Raw genomic sequence first — 17345 nt, forward strand, 5'->3', positions numbered from 1 at the left:
TCTGATTCCTCGCTAAGAACGATACGTAAAGGGGCCGGCATTGGTTCACGCAAGATACAGGTTTTACCTTCTCTCCTATCTTAGGTTTAATCTCGCCTACATACTTATCTAATTCTGATACAGATTTTTCCTAATAGCAAGATATAGCTAGGGGTTTAAGGTCAACTTAAATGATTTGCTTCTGGTAAAGGTTGAATGTTTAGAAAATATTTATATTAGATGATATAAACTTTATGCAAACACTAATTCACCTAAACTAAACTGCTCCTCTATAAGTGGTTATCAATATCCTCCCCGAAAGAATATTTCTGCCCACTTAAAAATAGCAACTCATCCAACTGTGGACGGAGGAATCTTACAAACATGAAAATTATAATAATTTTTGAAATTCAGTTTTAGAGATAGCTTAGCGAGACTATGCCACACGTTTTACTGGTCGATGATAAAAAGCCATTGCGCGATAGTCTTAGCTATACCTTAAAAAAAGAAGGCTATTGTGTAACAACGGCAGAAAATGGGCAGGCAGCCATCAAACTGTATCACAAGCAGGTGCCGGACGTAATTCTTTTAGACCTGATGCTATCGATAATAGATGGCATGGAGATATGCTGGCGCATTCGGGCATTTTCCAACGTTCTAATCTTGATGTTAACAGCCAAAGACGAAGAGATTGACAGAACTTGGGGATTAAAAGCGGGAGCCAATGACTACATCACCAAACCATTTAAAACTTGTGAACTACTGGAAAGAATAAAAGCTATCTTACAGCAACGTCAATCAAACTAACAGCCTTTACAAGAAGATTAAAAACGGCACCGCACAAAGATTAGCTCTTATTGTCCATCTTAACGTTGAAGCGTAAAATACTATCAAACAAGCTAAGGATAATTAAGCACATCTTATCCCTTAAAATCAAATGCATGAACCACCAATAAATATTTTTTTAGAGCGTTCGAGTAACTTATCATTAGTCCGCTTTCTACTATTTTTTGCCTCAGGCTGGGCAGTGAATATCTACTTGAGTTGCCCTGACCGTGCAGGCTTTATATTGAGAGGTTCCTTGCCTCAAGTTAGGTGATATTAATCCGTCGATATCGTGCCTGAACTATATAGTAGATACCATAAGCAATCAGACCGAGCGCTACGATTCCTAATAGCCAGCGACCATAGTGTTGTCGTGCCAGTGAGTCCAATGCCCCTTCTAATCCTCTAACTTGTTTGGACTTAGACTGATGCGCTGCCTGAATTAAGAAAAAGCCAATTATGCTATAAACAACGCCCTTTGCAACTAGACCAAATCTGCCGATGTGGGTTGCCCAAGTTTTTTCGGTGTCGCTCATCTCGTTGAGTTTGAAGTTTCGACTGAATTTGGCGGTGTAGGCTTGATAGAACTCGTAGAAACCTACCCCAATTACCATTGCTCCTACTGTTCCAACTAACCACTGACCAAAGGGCTGGGCTAGTAATAGGGCTGTCCAGTCTCTCGACTCATCATCATTGTCTATATCTACTTCACCATCTAATTTATCAATGATGATCTCCACGGCGGTCATCGCTAACCCAGCGTAGATGGAGCCATTGCCTGCATAACTGAGGCGCACGATAATACCTTTGGCGTCCGTGCCTTGATTCTCCGTATCCATGATCGCCTGAACAAACCGCCACAGTACGTATCCTGATAAGCCAATAGCAACCAATCCGAGCAAAATTCGCCCAAACGGTCGGTCTACAAGCGATTGGAGAGCGCCACGTGCGTTAGTAGTTCTGCCGCCTGGGCCATAGGCAGATGAAGCCGCTAGCCATCCAACGATCGCGTAGACTACTCCCTTAGCTGCATAGCCGAGTCGAAAGAGTCGTTCCATCCAAGGGCTAGCAACTACAAGACTCGCTATCCGTTCTATTCGCTTCTTGGCGTTTTCAATCACTGCATTGCACACTTTCAGGGGTTCGGTTTAAGAGAAAGCATCTAACCTCAATTAGCCACAAAAGTACCTCCATCGTAGTTGTGTTGTCGCGGAGTGTCTAAAGCAGAGCTATCGGAGTTCTTTAAAATCGTGTGAACTGTCCAGCCATACCGTTCTGAATGCAGCAACTAAGAGCCAGGTGTTCTATCGTTAGCGATCGCTTCTTCTGGTGGGGAACTGTCTTTTTCATCTTTGTGCCAATTGTTAAGTATGTCTTTAATCAAGAGTTCATATATCCAAATTTTGGAAACAATCACTAGGGGCACAGCAAGAAATACACCTATAAAACCAAAAAGACTGCCGAAAATGACAACAGCTAACAAAGTGGTTGCTGGTAGCAATTCCACTTGTTGTTTCATCACAAAGGGCACTAGAACATAAGCCTCAAACTGCTGAATCAGAATGTACAGGATTAGCACTGCAACTGCTTTTCCAGGAGAAACGAGTAGAGCAGCGACAACCATCGGTGGTATCACGCTCAAAACGGGTCCAATATTAGGGATAAATTCTAATAAGCCCGCGATGATGGCGTTAGCTAACGCCAGTGGCACGCCCAAAATTGACAAACCAATAAAGGTGATCGCAGCAATCGCTGCCATATCAATGAGAGTGGCTGTCATCCAGCCAACAAGAGTGGCTTCACACTCGGAGAAAATTTCATTAGCACGCCGACGATAAAAGGCAGGAAATAGCAGGAGCAACCCCTGTCGGTATGGTGCGGGATTTGCTACTAGCATGATAATTAGAACCAAGACCAGTAACAGGTTAAGGATAATTGCCAGTAGATCGGAGAACCAGGTATAGGTATTGTTTAACAACCGAGTTATCAAAGGTTGCAGCCTGGGAAGAAAATCGCTGAAGCTACGAATATTTATTAATCGCTCTGGAAGCCGGGTAGAGAGCGAGTTGAACCAGTCCCGCAGACTTTCTAAAGTAGTAGGTACGAGGTTGCCCAATTGTTCTAATTGCTGAGCAAAGGAGGGTCCAATCAGTGCAAACAGGATAAATAAGATTCCCAGTAAGGAAATAACTGTGAGTGCGATCGCGATACCTCGATTGACTCCACGTTGCTGAAGCCATCGCACGACCCGGTTTAAGACGATAGCAAAAACTACGGCTGCAAAGATGAGCAAAAGGATGTGCCGTATCTGCCAGAGAATATAAAGAGAAACTGCAAAGGCAAGGAAACCGATTAATTTCCCTAAACTCACAACGGTAGCCTCCATTTTTGGCTATTTCGATTGAGTTGGGTAAAAAACTTCTGCTTGGTTATGTACTGACGCATCCAACTATCCCTGAAAGCGAACTTGTCGGAAGCGAGTACAGACCACTTGGTTTCCCTGAACAGCAACTTCTTTCCCGTCCACCCAAGCCTGCTGCGGTTTAAACCCGTGGAGGTGCAGTTGGATGTTTTGGTAAGGGAAGCAATACTCTCCCTGTTCCTCCCAGATGAGTTCCAAACCGTTTTCACCCTTGCCCAAGCGGAAGCGATCTCCGCGCCACTTCCCATATCCATCTCCTGCATCACTGTAGAGACAACCTTCACTTGTTCCTTGCACAGTTGTGTAGAGGTGGAGAATGAGTTGCTGACCTTCCTCCATTGGCAGAATACTTCCTGCCTTCACCAGAAGCGGAATCTGCTCTAATGGAGCTTCAAGATTAATCTCTCTTCCTCCTTCGATGAGCGTATCATCCCAGAAGTTGTACCAGTGTCCTTTAGGGAGGATAGCATTACGCGATCGCGCCCCTTTCTTTACAATCGGACACACCAGCAGCGCATCACCCAGGAAAAAAGCATCCTCCACACCCCACAGTCGTTCGTCATCAACATTAGACCAGAAAAGCGGACGAATGGGCGGATGACCTGTCTGAGTCGCTTCCCAGGCTAGCGTATAAAAGTAGGGAATTAGACGATAGCGCAGCCGCAAGAATTCCCGGACAATATTGAGGACAGTTTCACCATAGCTCCACGGGGTGCGGGGCTTGACATTATTAGCCGAATGTGTACGGCAGAAGGTGAGAAAACACGCCATCTGGAACCAACGCAGGTAAAGTTCATCCGAGGGATTTCCTTTAAAGCCGCCGATATCCGGGCCTGTATAAGGAATTCCCGAAAGACCCATCCCCAGAATAGTCGGCAGCGTTTGGCGCAAACCCTTCCAACTGGTTTCCACATCTCCTGTCCACGTCCAAGCATAACGCTGCAAACCCGCCCAACCGGAACGCGAAACAATAAAAGGACGTTTCTCCGGTTGGTACTCACATAGGGCTTCATATCCAGCCTGCGCCTGAAGCAACCCGTAAACGTTGTGCGCCTCAACATGGGTGCCGCCTCTGCCTTCCAGAGAATGCTGAGTGGGTCGGGGAAGCGTGGCATCTCCCCAGAGCGTAAACACTCCCGGTTCATTCATATCGTGCCAGAATCCAGTGATGCCCAAATCGAGGAGATATTCATACTGGCGACTCCACCAGTGACGGGCGAGGGGGTTCGTAAAATCGGGGAAGGCACACATTCCAGGCCAAACGGGGGCGAGGACAATTTCGCCATTAGGATAGGTGCAAAACACGTCTTGCGCCCGTCCCTCCTCGAACAGTTTGCTGTTGCCATCACCTTTAACTCCAGGGTTGACAATAGCAATGAGCCGCACCCCTTTTGCTGCTAGTTCTTGGTTGAACTCGCGAAGTTTGGGAAAGCGATCGGGATCGATGGTGAATGACCGGAAATCGTCTTTGCAGTCGATGTCCAGATGGATAGCACTCAAGGGCAGGTCATAAGTTTGGAACCCTTGAGCCGTTTCTCGGACTGCTTCTTCCGTTTCATAGCCCCAGCGCGACTGATGATAACCAAATACCCAACGAGGAGGAAGCGGAGAGCGTCCTGTTAAATCGGTATAGTTTTCAAGCATTTGTGCAGGTTTGCCAGCCGTCAGGTAATAGCGCAGTGCGCCACCTTCAAAGTACGCTTCAGCTACATCGGAGAAGTTAACGTTGCCCGAATAGGTGTTTTCGTAGAAGACAAGGTAACTACCTTCTCTGTGCAACCCCAAATAAACTGGAATACATAGATAAAGTGGGTCTGAACCCGAACTATACCTGCCGCCAGCGTCATAGTGCCACATTCGGTAGGATTTGATTCGCTGTGCCTCAGATTTAGGTCTGCGGAGGTCGAGAGATGCTGCCCGTTCTCCCAAACCGTAAATGTGTTCCTCATCTCGTAGTTTTGCCCGGTGAGTCCATGCTTCGCCTTGGCGCTGTGGGGGCAGTTCTTCCCGTAGTGTCTTCCCGTCAGAATTTTGCAATTTCAGGCTGCCCTTTTCCGTAATGACTACTTTAAGGGCAGTGCTAGAGACAACCCAACCGGAGGCAGTCTCCTCTAACTTCGTCTCTACCTCTGACCAATTATGATGGGCAATTCCATAAGGAATGGGAGGTATCCCAGGCTTCCAGTCAACTTGGACTAAATCTGAGGACAAAAAGCAGAGTTCAAGTTCAGCTTGCTCGAAGTAGAAGCGACCCCCTCTCTTCGTAGGCTCAACTTGGAGTAGTTTTCCGGGTTCCTGACAAGGTTCCGAAGTCCGAGGATTGCCAAACTGACGCTCCCACCAATCCCGTTGATAGGAATAGAAGAGTGAGCCGAGAAATCGCTCAAACTTGATGAAACGTAAGGTCAGTTTGATTTGCTTAAAGTTATTCATAACCGCTTCGTAAGGCTACAGTCAAAGTTTTTGATTGACTTAATAAACCCTTTGAACACTAACCTATTCAAGAGCATTTTTACCAAAACTTCCAATGCAACAGGCAATCTCAAAAGTAATATTGAGAATCGCCAACCCTACTGATAGAGTAAGCAGGGGAAGACGTGAATTTCTAGCGGTCACTAAGTCTAATTTTGGGTTATTCCATCGGGCATTATTGCCCCAGTTAGATTTGCCTGAATCAATATCGTTCCACTTAAATCTGCTCCCCTCAAGTCTGCTCCACTTAGGTTTGCCCCACTTAAATCTGCTCCCCTCAGGTCTGCTTCGCTCAAATTGGCTCCACTTAAATCTGACCAAGCTAAGGATGCGAGCATTAGGTTTGCCCTTTTTAAAATGGTATTACTGAGGTTTGTCGCCCAAAGGATGGAGCGAGATAAATCTATCCCACTGAGGTTTGCACCAGACAAGTGAGCGTTGCCCAGTTTGGTTTCCTGAAAATCTCGCTCTCCTGCTGCATAAAGCTCTAAAATTTCAAAAGTATCCATAACATCTGCTCCAATTAAATACTTTAATAGGCATCTTCATAAAAGCTGAGACACCAAGATAGTTAAGCTACCCGGAATGCACTCAATCTCAACTGGTGTCGTCCCAATGAGTTCACCATCCAGTGCTACTTTCTGAGGAGGCTCTGTTGTAACCTTAACGAAGCGATCGCGCAGATAACTAATATCTGACCGTTCTACCGCAATCCGCCGTCGGCAATCTTCAGTAGGTAAAAGCCAACGCCAATGCCGCCACATTAACTTTTTTAAGTGAAGACGGGGAATCAGATGTGTAGCGTCAAAAAACTGAATCGGTATAAGTTAAGCAGGCATAAATAAACCTAGGCTAGTGCAGAGAGTCAGCTGGTACAAGCCAGAATGAAACTCTTGATTTAGAGGCTCCTGACTTATGACTTCTTTACATACCTAGGTTTAATTCCAGCCGTCTACTTATCCTATTATCACGAAGCGCGAAGCGCTCCTTTTAAAGAATCGCTGGTTCGCTAAAATCAAGTCCATCAAATATAGAGGAAAGCAATTACTCCCCTCTATACCCTAAATCCGCAAGCTTAATCTGCTGCTGGAAATACAGACTTAGTAACAAGTACAGGCTTTTGAGTGTATTCCGCTTCCAGCTTCCTTTGCACAGTCAAATCCCAGTTTAAATCGTAGTCTCTCTCAAAGTCTGCAAGAACAAAGGGTCGGAGTACACCTGTCACGACAACCTCCTGATTATCTTTGACGGTTTGTCCTGGGGCCGTATTCAAGACAAGCAAATCCTTGTTGTCAACCACTCCATCTAGTCCATCCTCATCGAGCCTAAAGCTATTGGGACTGACTATATCTTCGACTTCACCCTTCACAGCAATGACCTTGCCGTAGAAGGCGCTGGGGTTTTTGGTAACTTCACCCGGATCGGGTGCTAGAGCGATTGATTGGGCAATGATTGCTGGTTTATCTTTGTATTCGACCTCCAGCTCTGGCTCCAAGTCCAAATTGAATTCCCTCTCGACATCAGCCACTACAAGCTTGGCAACCTTGCCCGTTACTTGAAGTTCTATGTCATCAGGGAGAACCGTAGGCGCTCCTGAAGCATTAATAACTAGAATCTTTTCACTGCCAAAAAGCTTCTCATCACCAATAGTGAAGGAATTTGCACCAACTTTCTTTTCAACTTCACTTCTTACCGTTACAGACTTACCAAGCAGTGCATTTGTCTTATTAGCAACTTCCTCTGTACTGACATTAGTGTTAGCAGTAGGACCGCCTACTTTTTCTGGATTGTTGCTAGTGCAAGCAGGAAGAAGGAACGCAAGGATTGCTAAGGCGATCGCTGCTCCCTTCGGACGGCACAATGCTTGAGCGGAGTTGCCACTCTGGGCAGATGCGTAACTGGCAACTTGGACTTCACTAGGTCTATTAATCATTGAGAAAATCTCCTTAAACTGTTTATTAATCGGTATCGGTAGCGTTCGACGAGAAGCTGCACTTTTACTAATTCAAAAAGACTTGACCATCTCTTTGAATTCTCAGCGCGCCCAGATTATCGTCTAGCTTCGTCGATTCATCCAACGAAACTTCTAACATTCCTCCTTGCGAGGTGGAGACTGGAATTACATCCAGTAGCCCTTTATCCTGGCGAACCGTTGTGATAGTCACAGGGGTTGGCAAGTCTTGCAGGACAATTTCTTCTCCATCTGCTAAAAATCGGCGTTGAGTATGCCCAATTGCCTCATAGGAAACAATCGCATTAGTGTTATTTTTCAGCTTCACATGGACTTTTCCATCCATAGGCATAACTGTGGCGATTGCATCACTACGATTCTCTGGTAGAGGTGGTGTGACAGAAGTAGGCGCAGGGGGTAAGGTTCGGTTAGGAGTTAACCCTCGTACGCCAAATTGTCGGACTGCTGCATTGGGTGGACATCCCTGAGGAGCCAAGTGCGTACTGTTGAAAGGTTCTGCGTAGTAAATACCAGGGCAGGGATTGAGCTGGGAAACAGGCGCAGCGAAAGCCACTAAGGGAATTGTTGGTAAACCAATGAGTAAGCTTCCACAGATAGCGCTGACTAATCCATCTGGTTTTTGAATTTTTCGATTGGGATTATTCATAAATACCTCCTAAAAGCATCAATTTTGTTCAACGAGTGTTTTTAATCCGGAAAGAAGAAAGTAATCTAAATTAATTAGCCGTTTCATCTTATTAAAAGGTCTACAACATATGCTGCAATTGTTAGCTTCCCAGATTTCGTTATACTTCTGTTATTCTTCTGTTATTCAGAAACAGGAAAAACAACAATTTTTTTTGCTTGCACACTTAGTAATGTATCTTGAGTTTTAAACAAAAATCAAGATATAGTTCGGCGTTTAGGATAGATTTAAATGCATTAATATGAACTAATAAATAGAATGATGTTCAATACGTTTATCAACCAGGTATACCTAGAAGTATAAATACCTGATAAACGCATATTTATTGCTTAAGATAGTATCTAATCCACTTTTATTGTGTGTCTAAAAATTTAACTTCTGTCTTGTAATGTTACACCGCTTGATAACAATGTTAAAAACAGGTTGGCTTAATGAGCCGCAGAGACACACGCGCTGGCTCATTATTGGACTATTCGCAATCATTATTGTCTTAGATTTTTTAACTCCACCCCCTTATGCGTTGGGGTTTCTCTATACCGGGCCAATTTTGTTAGCTTCTTCACGCCTGAGCCGCTCAGCTACACTTCAGGTGACAATACTGGGAACAGGCTTAACCCTTCTGAACCTGTTCATCCCTAATGCAGAATGGATGAACCTCTCAAGCGTGATCAACCGTACGCTCATGGCGCTGGTACTCGTAGTCACAGGCTGGCTGAGCGAACGCAATTTGTGTAATGAAGAAGCGATCGCGCGACAGAAGGCGCAGCTACAGGCACAACAGCACTTAGCTAGTGTGCGAGAGGATTTCGTGTCAACGTTAACCCATGACCTGAAAACACCACTCCTGGGAGCAATTGAGACATTGAAATCATTGCAGCAGGAAAAATATGGTGCAGTAACAGCTGCACAGCAAAAAGTTTTCGCAGCGATCGTTCGGAGTCACGAAAACTCACTGGCGCTTATCGAGACGCTGCTGGATGTTTATCGCAACGATACGGAGGGAGTGAGATTAAAACGGGCACCTGTTGAGCTAGCTGCCCTAGCTGAGGAAGTGATCGTCACCCTATCAGATTTAGCCTCAAAGCGCCGGGTGGACGTTGGTCTGAGTTATGGAGAATCCAACAGCCGTTCCCCTGTATGGGTAAATGGGGATGCGCTACAACTAAGGCGAGTCTTTACCAACTTGTTAACGAATGCAATTAACAGTTGTCCTCGTGGTGGCAAAGTGGAAATTGTTTTGGAGTCCGACTCTAGCTATCAGGTGGTGAAGATTGTTGATAATGGACGGGGGATAACACCGGATGAACTCCCCCGCTTGTTTGAGCGCTTTTACCAGGGACATAGCGATCGCCAGTCTATGGGGTCTGGGCTGGGGCTATACTTGACTCGACAGATTATTGAAGCCCACGGCGGTATAGTCTGGGGCAAAAATCGTTTCTCATCAGGAGAGGCTACGGAGCGATCGCAACGTGGTGCTGCGTTTGGATTCAGATTACCTGTGCATCAACGCTCAGAACAACTGTCATCACAGCCGTAATTCGATTAAATAACACAGAGGTTTCATAGAAATGACAATAAGCCGCCATATTGGTGCTTCATATTGAGAGTTAGCTAGATCATGCCTAATACATCCGTAACAGCCGATTCCAGAGTCGGCTGTTGTTTTCTTGTGAAGCGAAAGCTTAATGGCAAAATTCATAGGGAATTTGGCATGCTTGCGGGATAACCCTTGTATGTGGCTTTAGCCGCTTGTGTCTGGTAAAGATGACCTCAAATGCACTACGAATTTTGCTTGTTGAAGATGACGAACTATTTCGCCTCGGTTTGTCTATGCGGTTGCAACAGGAACCGGGATTTGAAGTCGTCGCTGAGGCTGAAGACGGCGAGGCAGCTATAGAATTCGCTCTTCAACAGCCACTCCATATTGTGCTACTTGATGTAGGACTGCCGGGAATTGGTGGCATTGAGACTTGTGAACAACTTAAGCAGCAATGCCCAGAGCTACCCATTCTAGCTTTAACCTCTCGTTTCCAAAAACCTCTGATTGCTAAGTTAATTGAAATCGGTGTCAAAGGCTACTGCCTCAAGGGAATTAGGGCAGAACTTCTCATCCTAGCGATGCGTTCTGTAGCAGCGGGAGCTTCCTGGTGGGACGAAGCAGCAACCACAGAGATTCAATCTACTTTTGTGCAGAGCGCACAACCTACTTCTACCCCATCAGAGGCTGAAGAATTACCGGCGAATCCGCTCACGAGGCGCGAACAGGAAATTTTGGCAATGATTGCAGCCGGACGGAGCAATCAGGAGATTGCAGACCTTCTCTACATCGCCCCTGGTACGGTTAGAGTTCATGTCCATTCGATCTTGAAGAAGCTGGAGGTGCGCGATCGCACTCAAGCCGCGGTCTTAGCTATCCAAAAACAACTGATTTCTTCCGACTTGTTAACAGATTAACAGCTTATAAGTTACTGTACATCTGCACTCAAGCGGCAGTCTTAGCCATCCAAAAACAACTGATTTCTCCCGACTTGTTAACAGATTAACAGCTTATAAGTTGCTGTGCATCTAATTTGCATCATGCCAAAAGGCAAGAGTTATTATGTAAGTTAAATGTGCAACAATTCATTTATCCAGGCTCCTTAAAAATTTAACTGTTTATGGCTGGGCATAGTAATGTTTAATCGGCATCTATAATTCTCGATATAAATATTAAATAAATCAACTAAATAACAGTGGTATAGGAATCTATAACTTATCATATAAACTAAGTTATAAAATTAATAAGTATATCTTCTTGTTTTAGAAAAAACCCCTAGTATTAAATTTGTAAGCAAAATGTTTTAAGTAAGGAGAATTTTAATGGCTGATCAAATATCTCAATCTAGTGTAGATATTGCGGTTCACTGCGCCCATGAATGCGAACAGTGTGCCAATGAGTGTTTAGGCACGATGTCTGAATGTGCCCGATTGTGTATAGATTGCTCCCAAATGTGCTGGACTTGTGCTGCCTACATGGGTCGTGGCTCACGCTTTATCCCTCAAGTCCTTCGTGCCTGTATCGACATCTGCGAAGCTTGTGCAAGCGAATGTAAAAAGTACTCCGACAATCATTGCCAGAAGTGTGCGATCGCTTGTCGGCGTGCTGCTGAGGAATACCGAAAGATCGTTCTTTTTGCAGCTGTTGCTTAGAAAAAACTGAAGCGATCAGATCAGATATTGCCTGTGTCGCCTTTATGGAGCTGCAAGCACAGAGCAGTATCTGCCCCAAAATCTCTTTATTACACTTGATTGACCCCTAAATCTCGTAAAAGTTTTAACCATGAAACAGATAGATAATTGGCAAAAGTCTGTAGTAGTGCCTTCCTTACTTTTGCCAGCTTTAACTACTTTTGCCACTCCGTCTACTGCCGTTAGTACAGCGATGCTTTACAGCAGTTCGCCTTCTACCCTAGAAAGAACATCTTTTCAGAAGAGTGGTGTATATCAACTAGCACAAACCTCGAACATCTGCCGTGAAGTTGCAGCGAGGAGCGGTCTTTATGTTCGGGAACAACCAACAGTTTACCGCAGGGCGCTCGGAATAATACCTTATGGGCGGAATGTGACCGTTGCTGAGAATCCTGGCAGAAATATTATTGTTGGGAATCCTGGTGTTAAGTGGATGCCAATTTCAGCCCCCATGCAAGGTTATGTGTATGCAGGTTTTCTCTCATCTTGTCAGGAGTCTCCTCCTCCAAACAACTGCCGCGAAGTTTCTGCAAGGGGTAGTGTTTATGTTCGGCAAGACCCATCAATTAATAGCGATATTGTTGGAGTAGTACCCAATGGACGGAATGTCACCATTGAAAATCGTGGTGCAAATGGCTGGGTACCCATTTCAGTTCCCCTGCAAGGTTATGTATCTGCGGCTTATCTCACTTACTGTCCTTTACGAACGAGACGTATCTTAATTGACCTCTCTTTAAGGGGCAAACTTGTATGAAAAGAACACGTCCTAGCAACTTTTTGATACGTATTTTTGTATCAATTCTGGTACTCTTCTCTATCTTCGCGATTGGGGCAATAATCAATCACGTTTCTAAACAAGTCGGAGAAAGTAATCAACGGTTGGCAGAACCTGAACAGGATTTTGTGAATTAACTTAATGGTGACGGGACTTTGACGGTTCAGATCCGAGAGTTCTTCTTTTCTAGAGGGTTGGTAAAAAGAAAGTTAATTCCTGTGGAACCGTTATTATTCTAACGAGCTGACGATGATGCTTACACGGGTTTTGGAGAAGATAGTAAGGGTAATATTAACTACCTATATCATCCCATTTGTTCAAAAATTAGCGCTTTTCGGAAGTGACCCTGGTACGAAACCATCCCTTTTCAGTTGGGCTTAGCTGGATTTTGTGCTGTGCTTTTCCTGTCGGCGGGCATCACCTGGCTTGCAAGGTCTTTGAGTCGCTCTTTCTGTAAGCAGCGTTTTCAGGACGACAGACTGACTCGACTGGCTGCAAGCTCGCTATCGCTAACGCACTACTCATTGATTACGGCTGGCGTTTGTGCCGTTCCTAATGTATTGGAATCTTTTGGGATTTAAATTTTAACCAGCTTACGAGAAGGTAAAAAGAAGCTATGAGACAACGAGGATTTCTTAATAGAAAGCTAGTTTATTGGTTGCTGCTGGCAATTCTTTCCTTTTCTCTTTCGTTGTCCGGACTGCCCCTGCCCAGCTTGGCTCAAACTGGCTCAAGGCAGCTTCCCATTTTAGACAGTCAACCACAGCAAGTCACTGAACCAGAGAAGCCGGTGTCCCCATCTCCCACAGGACTAGGACTTAAGGAACCGCAGGAATTAGAAGCCTTCGTAGATAACTTCTTTAATAAGGAGATGTCGAAAACTCATGTCCCTGGTGCTGTGATCTCTGTGGTGAAAGATGGGAAGCTCTTTTTTGCCAAGGGTTACGGCTATGCCAACCTGGAGAAAAAGATACCCGTTGAGGCAGATAAAACCCTCTTTCGCGTTGCCTCTCTATCTAAACTATTCACAGCGACAGCAGCAATGCAGTTGTACGAGCGAGGACAACTCGACTTGAATGCTGATGTCAATCAGTACGTTGACTTTGAACTAGAGAACCCTTACTCAGAACCAGTCACAGCCGCCAGGATGATGATGCACACGGACGGGACTACTGTCCGACGTATCGGATTGGCAGCTCGCACTGAAGCTGAAATGCAGCCGCTGGGAGATTATCTGGCTGACCATATGCCACCCATTGTGTCGCCTCCCGGTGAACTCTACAGCTATTCCAGCCACAGCACTGCTTTGTTGGGCTATGTAGTGGAAAAGATTTCCGGTACACCCTTCGCTGAATATATTGACAAAAACATCCTTCAACCACTGGAGATGCGCCGCAGCACATTTCTCCAGCCACTGCCGCCTACGTTAGCTGATAACTTGGCGGTGGGCTATCAGCATCAAAGTGGCAACTTCAAACCCGTCCCGTTCCTATATCTCAATATTGCCCCAGCAGCGGCAATGAGTACGACGGCTACCGATATGGCTAACTTTATGATTGCCCACTTGCTACGCGATCGCTATGAAAACTCACGCATTCTCGAAGAAGATACGATGCGGCTGATGCACAAGACGCACTTCGCCCACCATCCCAAATTGCCAGGTACTGGCTACAGTTTTCGCGAACGTTTGGAAAACAACATTCGGATGATTGGACACCTGGGAAGTCTACGCGGGTATTCTAGCTCTCTCACCCTAATGCCTGACCAAAATATTGGCATCTTTATTGCCAGCAACAGCTTCAGTGGGATACATGGAAAACTACTGTCTCAATTGTTAGACCATTATTTTCCCGTTCCCGATAAACCTGTACTTTTAAAACCCCTTGCCCTTACCGATGAACAACTTGATCGCTTCACGGGCACCTACCGTGATATGGAGTATCCTCGCGCCACCTTCCTCAAGCCATCCGCAATGTTTAAGCATATTAATATCAAGAAGGGCGATAACGGAACTTTAGTCATTCAAACCCCTGGTCTGTTCTTTCTAAGTAATCCCCAGGACATAAAATTAATTCCTGTGGGGCCGCAGTTATTCCAGCGAGCGAATGATGATGCCTTAACTGCCTTTGGGGAAGCCATTGAGGATAAAGGTAGTAATCAGATCAAATTCGCATTTAACCCACTTTGGCCGAAGATAGGAGCCTACGAGCGAGTGCCCTGGTATGAAACGGCTTGGGTGCAGTTAGGAGTGCTGGGCTTTTGTGTGCTGGTTTTCCTGTCAGCTTTTTTCATCTGGCCAATACGTCCGCTGATTCGCCGTTTGCGAGGCAAGAATTTTCAGATTGAGCGGCAGCCGAGTCGAGCCTGGTTGTTAGCGGGTCTAGTCGGTACTCTGAATTTGGTCTTCATCATTGGTTTGCCTTTGTCACTCTGGGTGTACGGTGCATGGAAGCTGGCGTATGGAGTCCCAGTATTTGCGATCGCGTTCTTCTCTCTTCCCCTGATTACTACCGTCTTGACTTTGGGATTATCTGTCTTTACTGTTCTGGGTTGGAAAAACAAGTTGGGTTCAGCTGCTTCGCTAACGCACTATTCTCTAATTACGTTAGCTGCTCTAGCTTTTATTCCCTTCCTCCTCTACTGGAATCTATTGGGATTTCAGTTTTAGCTTGAGAACTACTCTAGTTTTGTAAGGATTCAGGTCATACCATAATTGCTAAAACCGTTGGTTAATAGGCGTTTCCACCGATTAGCTGCAAATTTATCTTCTCAATAAGAATTCGGAAAAGCCCGTTTTTTCGTACATTATTGCAAATCAAGTTCTTTACATACGATGAAGCCAAGCCTGAAAGTGGCTGTATGACTGGCGTTCAAATACCTGAATCCTTACATACTTTTTAACAGGTTAAGTGTTTAGATCTAAGACCAAATAATGTTTATTCAATATCTATATTAATAGATATATACGGTTGGCTAACTTGCTAAACGACAGTTAAGTGTAAGTTTATAACTTACTACTTAAAAACGACATAAATTTAAAATTATATCTTTTTTTCTTCTGGAGAAGTTCTATATTGAATTATTGAATGAAATAATTTTTGTGTAAAATCGAGGAAATTTGTAGCCAAATCCTGCCTAACAAAATGCTTTCAGCAAGTAACTTTGAAGTAATGCAGGATATGAAACCGCACATCAATACTAAATAGATAGTACTCTCTCAGATGAACAAAATTAAATACACATTATTAGGTTTGTTAGGAATCTTTTGCCTAATTCTCTTTTGGGGCTTGCTCGAACCGTACCTAATCGATACAGAAGAGGAAGTTGCAGAAATCCCTGGTCTTCCTGCTAGTTGGGAAGGGCAACGAGTCGCACTCATCGCTGATTGGCAAATAGGAATGTGGATGGACAACACCAGTACTATCCGCCGCATTGTGAAACAACTAATTGAGGAGCGTCCTGCAATCGTGCTTATTGCTGGTGACTTTATCCACGATCCGGGCAAAGACCCAAGCGAAGAGATTAACAAGGCAGTTGAAATTGTGCGATCGCTTCCCCTAGCAGGCATCCCCACCTATGCTGTCTTAGGCAATCATGACTATGCAATGAAAAACAAGCACGCACCACCGGACGAGAAATTGGCGGCGAAATTGCATGATGCGCTTGAATCAGTAGGCGTGCAAGTCCTCCAGAACGAGGCGGTTGCGATTGGCAAGACAGGGGGCAACACACCCCTATACCTAGTAGGCATCGGCGCACACTGGTCAAATAACGATAAACCAAAAGTCGCGCTAGCCCCAGTACCAGAAGGAACACCAAGGCTAGTGATGATGCACAACCCAGATTCCTTTGAAGCGTTACCTCCTAACACTGCACCTTTGGCTGTGGCAGGACACACGCACGGTGGGCAATTTCGCCTACCTTTCACCCCAGAATGGTCTTGGATGACTTTTACTAAGGAGGATGAAGTACACGCTGACGGCTGGATTAAAGGATATGGACAGCCAGGGAATCGTCTTTACGTGAACCGAGGAATCGGTTTTAGCATCATACCGATACGGCTCAACTGTCCACCAGAGGTGACTTTATTCACACTACAATCCTCTCTCTGATTGGGGAAGAAAATACTTAGAGCCTTAATTTAGCGTCGAACTTATCCAAGTTTTTTAAACGGAGGAGTAATGAATCCCAAAGACTCAGTAACAACAGCCTGGGGAAAAATTCAGGCAATGATTGACGGTCTGATACTCATGCTGCCAAATATCGTGTTGGCAATAATTGTCTTCGCGCTCTTTTATTTGGCAGCGAAAGGTATCAGGTCACTGGTCAGACGCCTTACCAGAAGGCATCGGCAGGCTCGGAATTTAGGGCTGGTACTCGGACGTTTATCTCAGGGAATTGTCATTTTAGTTGGTCTATTTGTCGCGTTATCCATTGTGATTCCGTCATTCAAGGCAGGAGATTTAGTTCAACTATTGGGCATCAGCGGTGTGGCAATTGGTTTTGCGTTCCGCGACATCCTTCAGAACTTTCTGGCGGGGATTTTGATTCTTTTGACTGAGCCGTTCCAAATCGATGACCAAATTGTCTTCAAAGACTTCGAGGGAACGGTTGAAAACATTCAAACACGCGCTACAACAATCAGAACTTATGATGGTCGCCGGATTGTTATTCCGAATGCTGAACTGTTTACTAATTCGGTGATGGTAAATACCGCTTTTGAAAACCGCCGACTAGAATACGATGTCGGGATTGGCTATGGCGATAATATCGACCAGGCGAAGGAGTTGATTTTGGAAGCGATCACTAGCGTCGATGATGTTTTGGAAGATCCTGCTCCCGATGCCCTTGTAGTGGAGCTGGCTGACAGTACTGTGAATATCCGCGCCCGTTGGTGGGTACAGCCGCCGCGACGTGCAGATGTTCTCGATAAGCAGGATCAAGTTCTCGCTGCCATTAAGAACAAACTCACTGCTAATGGCATCGA

The 17345-nt window shown here is 45.2% G+C and carries 15 protein-coding genes; 8 read left to right on the forward strand and 7 right to left on the reverse strand.

Annotated features, from left to right (window positions below; genetic code table 11):
* Window positions 1-417: 417 nt before the first annotated feature.
* On the forward strand, window positions 418-786 hold the full coding sequence (locus H6H02_RS25770) for a response regulator (protein ID WP_190823174.1): 369 nt from the start codon (window positions 418-420) through the stop codon (window positions 784-786).
* Window positions 787-1070: 284 nt separating this feature from the next.
* On the opposite strand, the gene H6H02_RS25775 is transcribed toward H6H02_RS25770, so the two are convergent.
* The 7 genes from H6H02_RS25775 to H6H02_RS25805 form a co-directional block, all read right to left on the reverse strand.
* Complete coding sequence (locus H6H02_RS25775; protein WP_190823196.1) at window positions 1071-1862, reverse strand: DUF1206 domain-containing protein; 792 nt, start codon at window positions 1860-1862, stop codon at window positions 1071-1073.
* A 230-nt stretch (window positions 1863-2092) separates the two neighbouring features.
* The gene (locus tag H6H02_RS25780) at window positions 2093-3190 is read right to left on the reverse strand and encodes an AI-2E family transporter (RefSeq protein WP_199329598.1); all 1098 of its coding nucleotides are present in this window, start codon (window positions 3188-3190) and stop codon (window positions 2093-2095) included.
* Between the two features lie 63 nt (window positions 3191-3253).
* Window positions 3254-5659, reverse strand: coding sequence for a glycoside hydrolase family 31 protein (locus tag H6H02_RS25785; RefSeq protein WP_190823176.1), 2406 nt, complete (start codon window positions 5657-5659; stop codon window positions 3254-3256).
* Window positions 5660-5847: 188 nt separating this feature from the next.
* Complete coding sequence (locus H6H02_RS25790; protein WP_190823177.1) at window positions 5848-6207, reverse strand: pentapeptide repeat-containing protein; 360 nt, start codon at window positions 6205-6207, stop codon at window positions 5848-5850.
* Window positions 6208-6243: 36 nt separating this feature from the next.
* Entirely contained in the window at window positions 6244-6462 is a 219-nt protein-coding gene (locus H6H02_RS25795) for a hypothetical protein (protein ID WP_190823179.1), read from the reverse strand.
* 311 nt (window positions 6463-6773) lie between these two features.
* Window positions 6774-7631 carry a hypothetical protein gene (locus tag H6H02_RS25800; protein ID WP_190823181.1) on the reverse strand — a complete coding sequence of 286 codons (858 nt, stop codon included), beginning with the start codon at window positions 7629-7631 and terminating at the stop codon, window positions 6774-6776.
* A 67-nt stretch (window positions 7632-7698) separates the two neighbouring features.
* A complete protein-coding gene (locus tag H6H02_RS25805; protein WP_190823183.1) occupies window positions 7699-8316 on the reverse strand; it encodes a hypothetical protein in 618 nt (205 codons plus the stop codon).
* Between the two features lie 448 nt (window positions 8317-8764).
* Here H6H02_RS25805 and H6H02_RS25810 point away from each other — a divergent pair, with 448 nt between their 5' ends.
* From H6H02_RS25810 to H6H02_RS25840, 7 genes are all read left to right on the forward strand, one after another.
* Window positions 8765-9892, forward strand: coding sequence for a HAMP domain-containing sensor histidine kinase (locus H6H02_RS25810; protein WP_242040884.1), 1128 nt, complete (start codon window positions 8765-8767; stop codon window positions 9890-9892).
* A gap of 227 nt (window positions 9893-10119) precedes the next feature.
* Window positions 10120-10809, forward strand: a complete 690-nt coding sequence (locus H6H02_RS25815; protein ID WP_190823186.1) for a response regulator transcription factor — start codon at window positions 10120-10122, stop codon at window positions 10807-10809.
* 405 nt (window positions 10810-11214) lie between these two features.
* The gene (locus H6H02_RS25820; RefSeq protein ID WP_190823188.1) at window positions 11215-11544 is read left to right on the forward strand and encodes a four-helix bundle copper-binding protein; all 330 of its coding nucleotides are present in this window, start codon (window positions 11215-11217) and stop codon (window positions 11542-11544) included.
* A 130-nt stretch (window positions 11545-11674) separates the two neighbouring features.
* Window positions 11675-12337, forward strand: coding sequence for an SH3 domain-containing protein (locus H6H02_RS25825; RefSeq protein ID WP_190823190.1), 663 nt, complete (start codon window positions 11675-11677; stop codon window positions 12335-12337).
* Window positions 12338-12974: 637 nt separating this feature from the next.
* Entirely contained in the window at window positions 12975-15026 is a 2052-nt protein-coding gene (locus tag H6H02_RS25830; protein WP_190823192.1) for a serine hydrolase domain-containing protein, read from the forward strand.
* A gap of 553 nt (window positions 15027-15579) precedes the next feature.
* Complete coding sequence (locus H6H02_RS25835; protein WP_190823194.1) at window positions 15580-16470, forward strand: metallophosphoesterase; 891 nt, start codon at window positions 15580-15582, stop codon at window positions 16468-16470.
* Between the two features lie 69 nt (window positions 16471-16539).
* A partial coding sequence (locus tag H6H02_RS25840) for a mechanosensitive ion channel (protein WP_190823195.1) occupies window positions 16540-17345 on the forward strand: 806 nt, incomplete at its 3' end.

The sequence above is a fragment of the Coleofasciculus sp. FACHB-1120 genome, assembly GCF_014698845.1.
GTDB lineage: Bacteria > Cyanobacteriota > Cyanobacteriia > Cyanobacteriales > FACHB-T130 > FACHB-T130.

Bases quoted from the DNA above. Each gene is read 5' to 3' on its own strand.
- H6H02_RS25770 (WP_190823174.1), top strand. From the start codon at position 418: ATGCCACACGTTTTACTGGTCGATGATAAAAAGCCATTGCGCGATAGT.
- H6H02_RS25775 (WP_190823196.1), bottom strand. From the start codon at position 1,862: ATGGAACGACTCTTTCGACTCGGCTATGCAGCTAAGGGAGTAGTCTAC.
- H6H02_RS25780 (WP_199329598.1), bottom strand. From the start codon at position 3,190: ATGGAGGCTACCGTTGTGAGTTTAGGGAAATTAATCGGTTTCCTTGCC.
- H6H02_RS25785 (WP_190823176.1), bottom strand. From the start codon at position 5,659: ATGAATAACTTTAAGCAAATCAAACTGACCTTACGTTTCATCAAGTTT.
- H6H02_RS25790 (WP_190823177.1), bottom strand. From the start codon at position 6,207: ATGGATACTTTTGAAATTTTAGAGCTTTATGCAGCAGGAGAGCGAGAT.
- H6H02_RS25795 (WP_190823179.1), bottom strand. From the start codon at position 6,462: ATGTGGCGGCATTGGCGTTGGCTTTTACCTACTGAAGATTGCCGACGG.
- H6H02_RS25800 (WP_190823181.1), bottom strand. From the start codon at position 7,631: ATGATTAATAGACCTAGTGAAGTCCAAGTTGCCAGTTACGCATCTGCC.
- H6H02_RS25805 (WP_190823183.1), bottom strand. From the start codon at position 8,316: ATGAATAATCCCAATCGAAAAATTCAAAAACCAGATGGATTAGTCAGC.
- H6H02_RS25810 (WP_242040884.1), top strand. From the start codon at position 8,765: ATGTTAAAAACAGGTTGGCTTAATGAGCCGCAGAGACACACGCGCTGG.
- H6H02_RS25815 (WP_190823186.1), top strand. From the start codon at position 10,120: ATGACCTCAAATGCACTACGAATTTTGCTTGTTGAAGATGACGAACTA.
- H6H02_RS25820 (WP_190823188.1), top strand. From the start codon at position 11,215: ATGGCTGATCAAATATCTCAATCTAGTGTAGATATTGCGGTTCACTGC.
- H6H02_RS25825 (WP_190823190.1), top strand. From the start codon at position 11,675: ATGAAACAGATAGATAATTGGCAAAAGTCTGTAGTAGTGCCTTCCTTA.
- H6H02_RS25830 (WP_190823192.1), top strand. From the start codon at position 12,975: ATGAGACAACGAGGATTTCTTAATAGAAAGCTAGTTTATTGGTTGCTG.
- H6H02_RS25835 (WP_190823194.1), top strand. From the start codon at position 15,580: ATGAACAAAATTAAATACACATTATTAGGTTTGTTAGGAATCTTTTGC.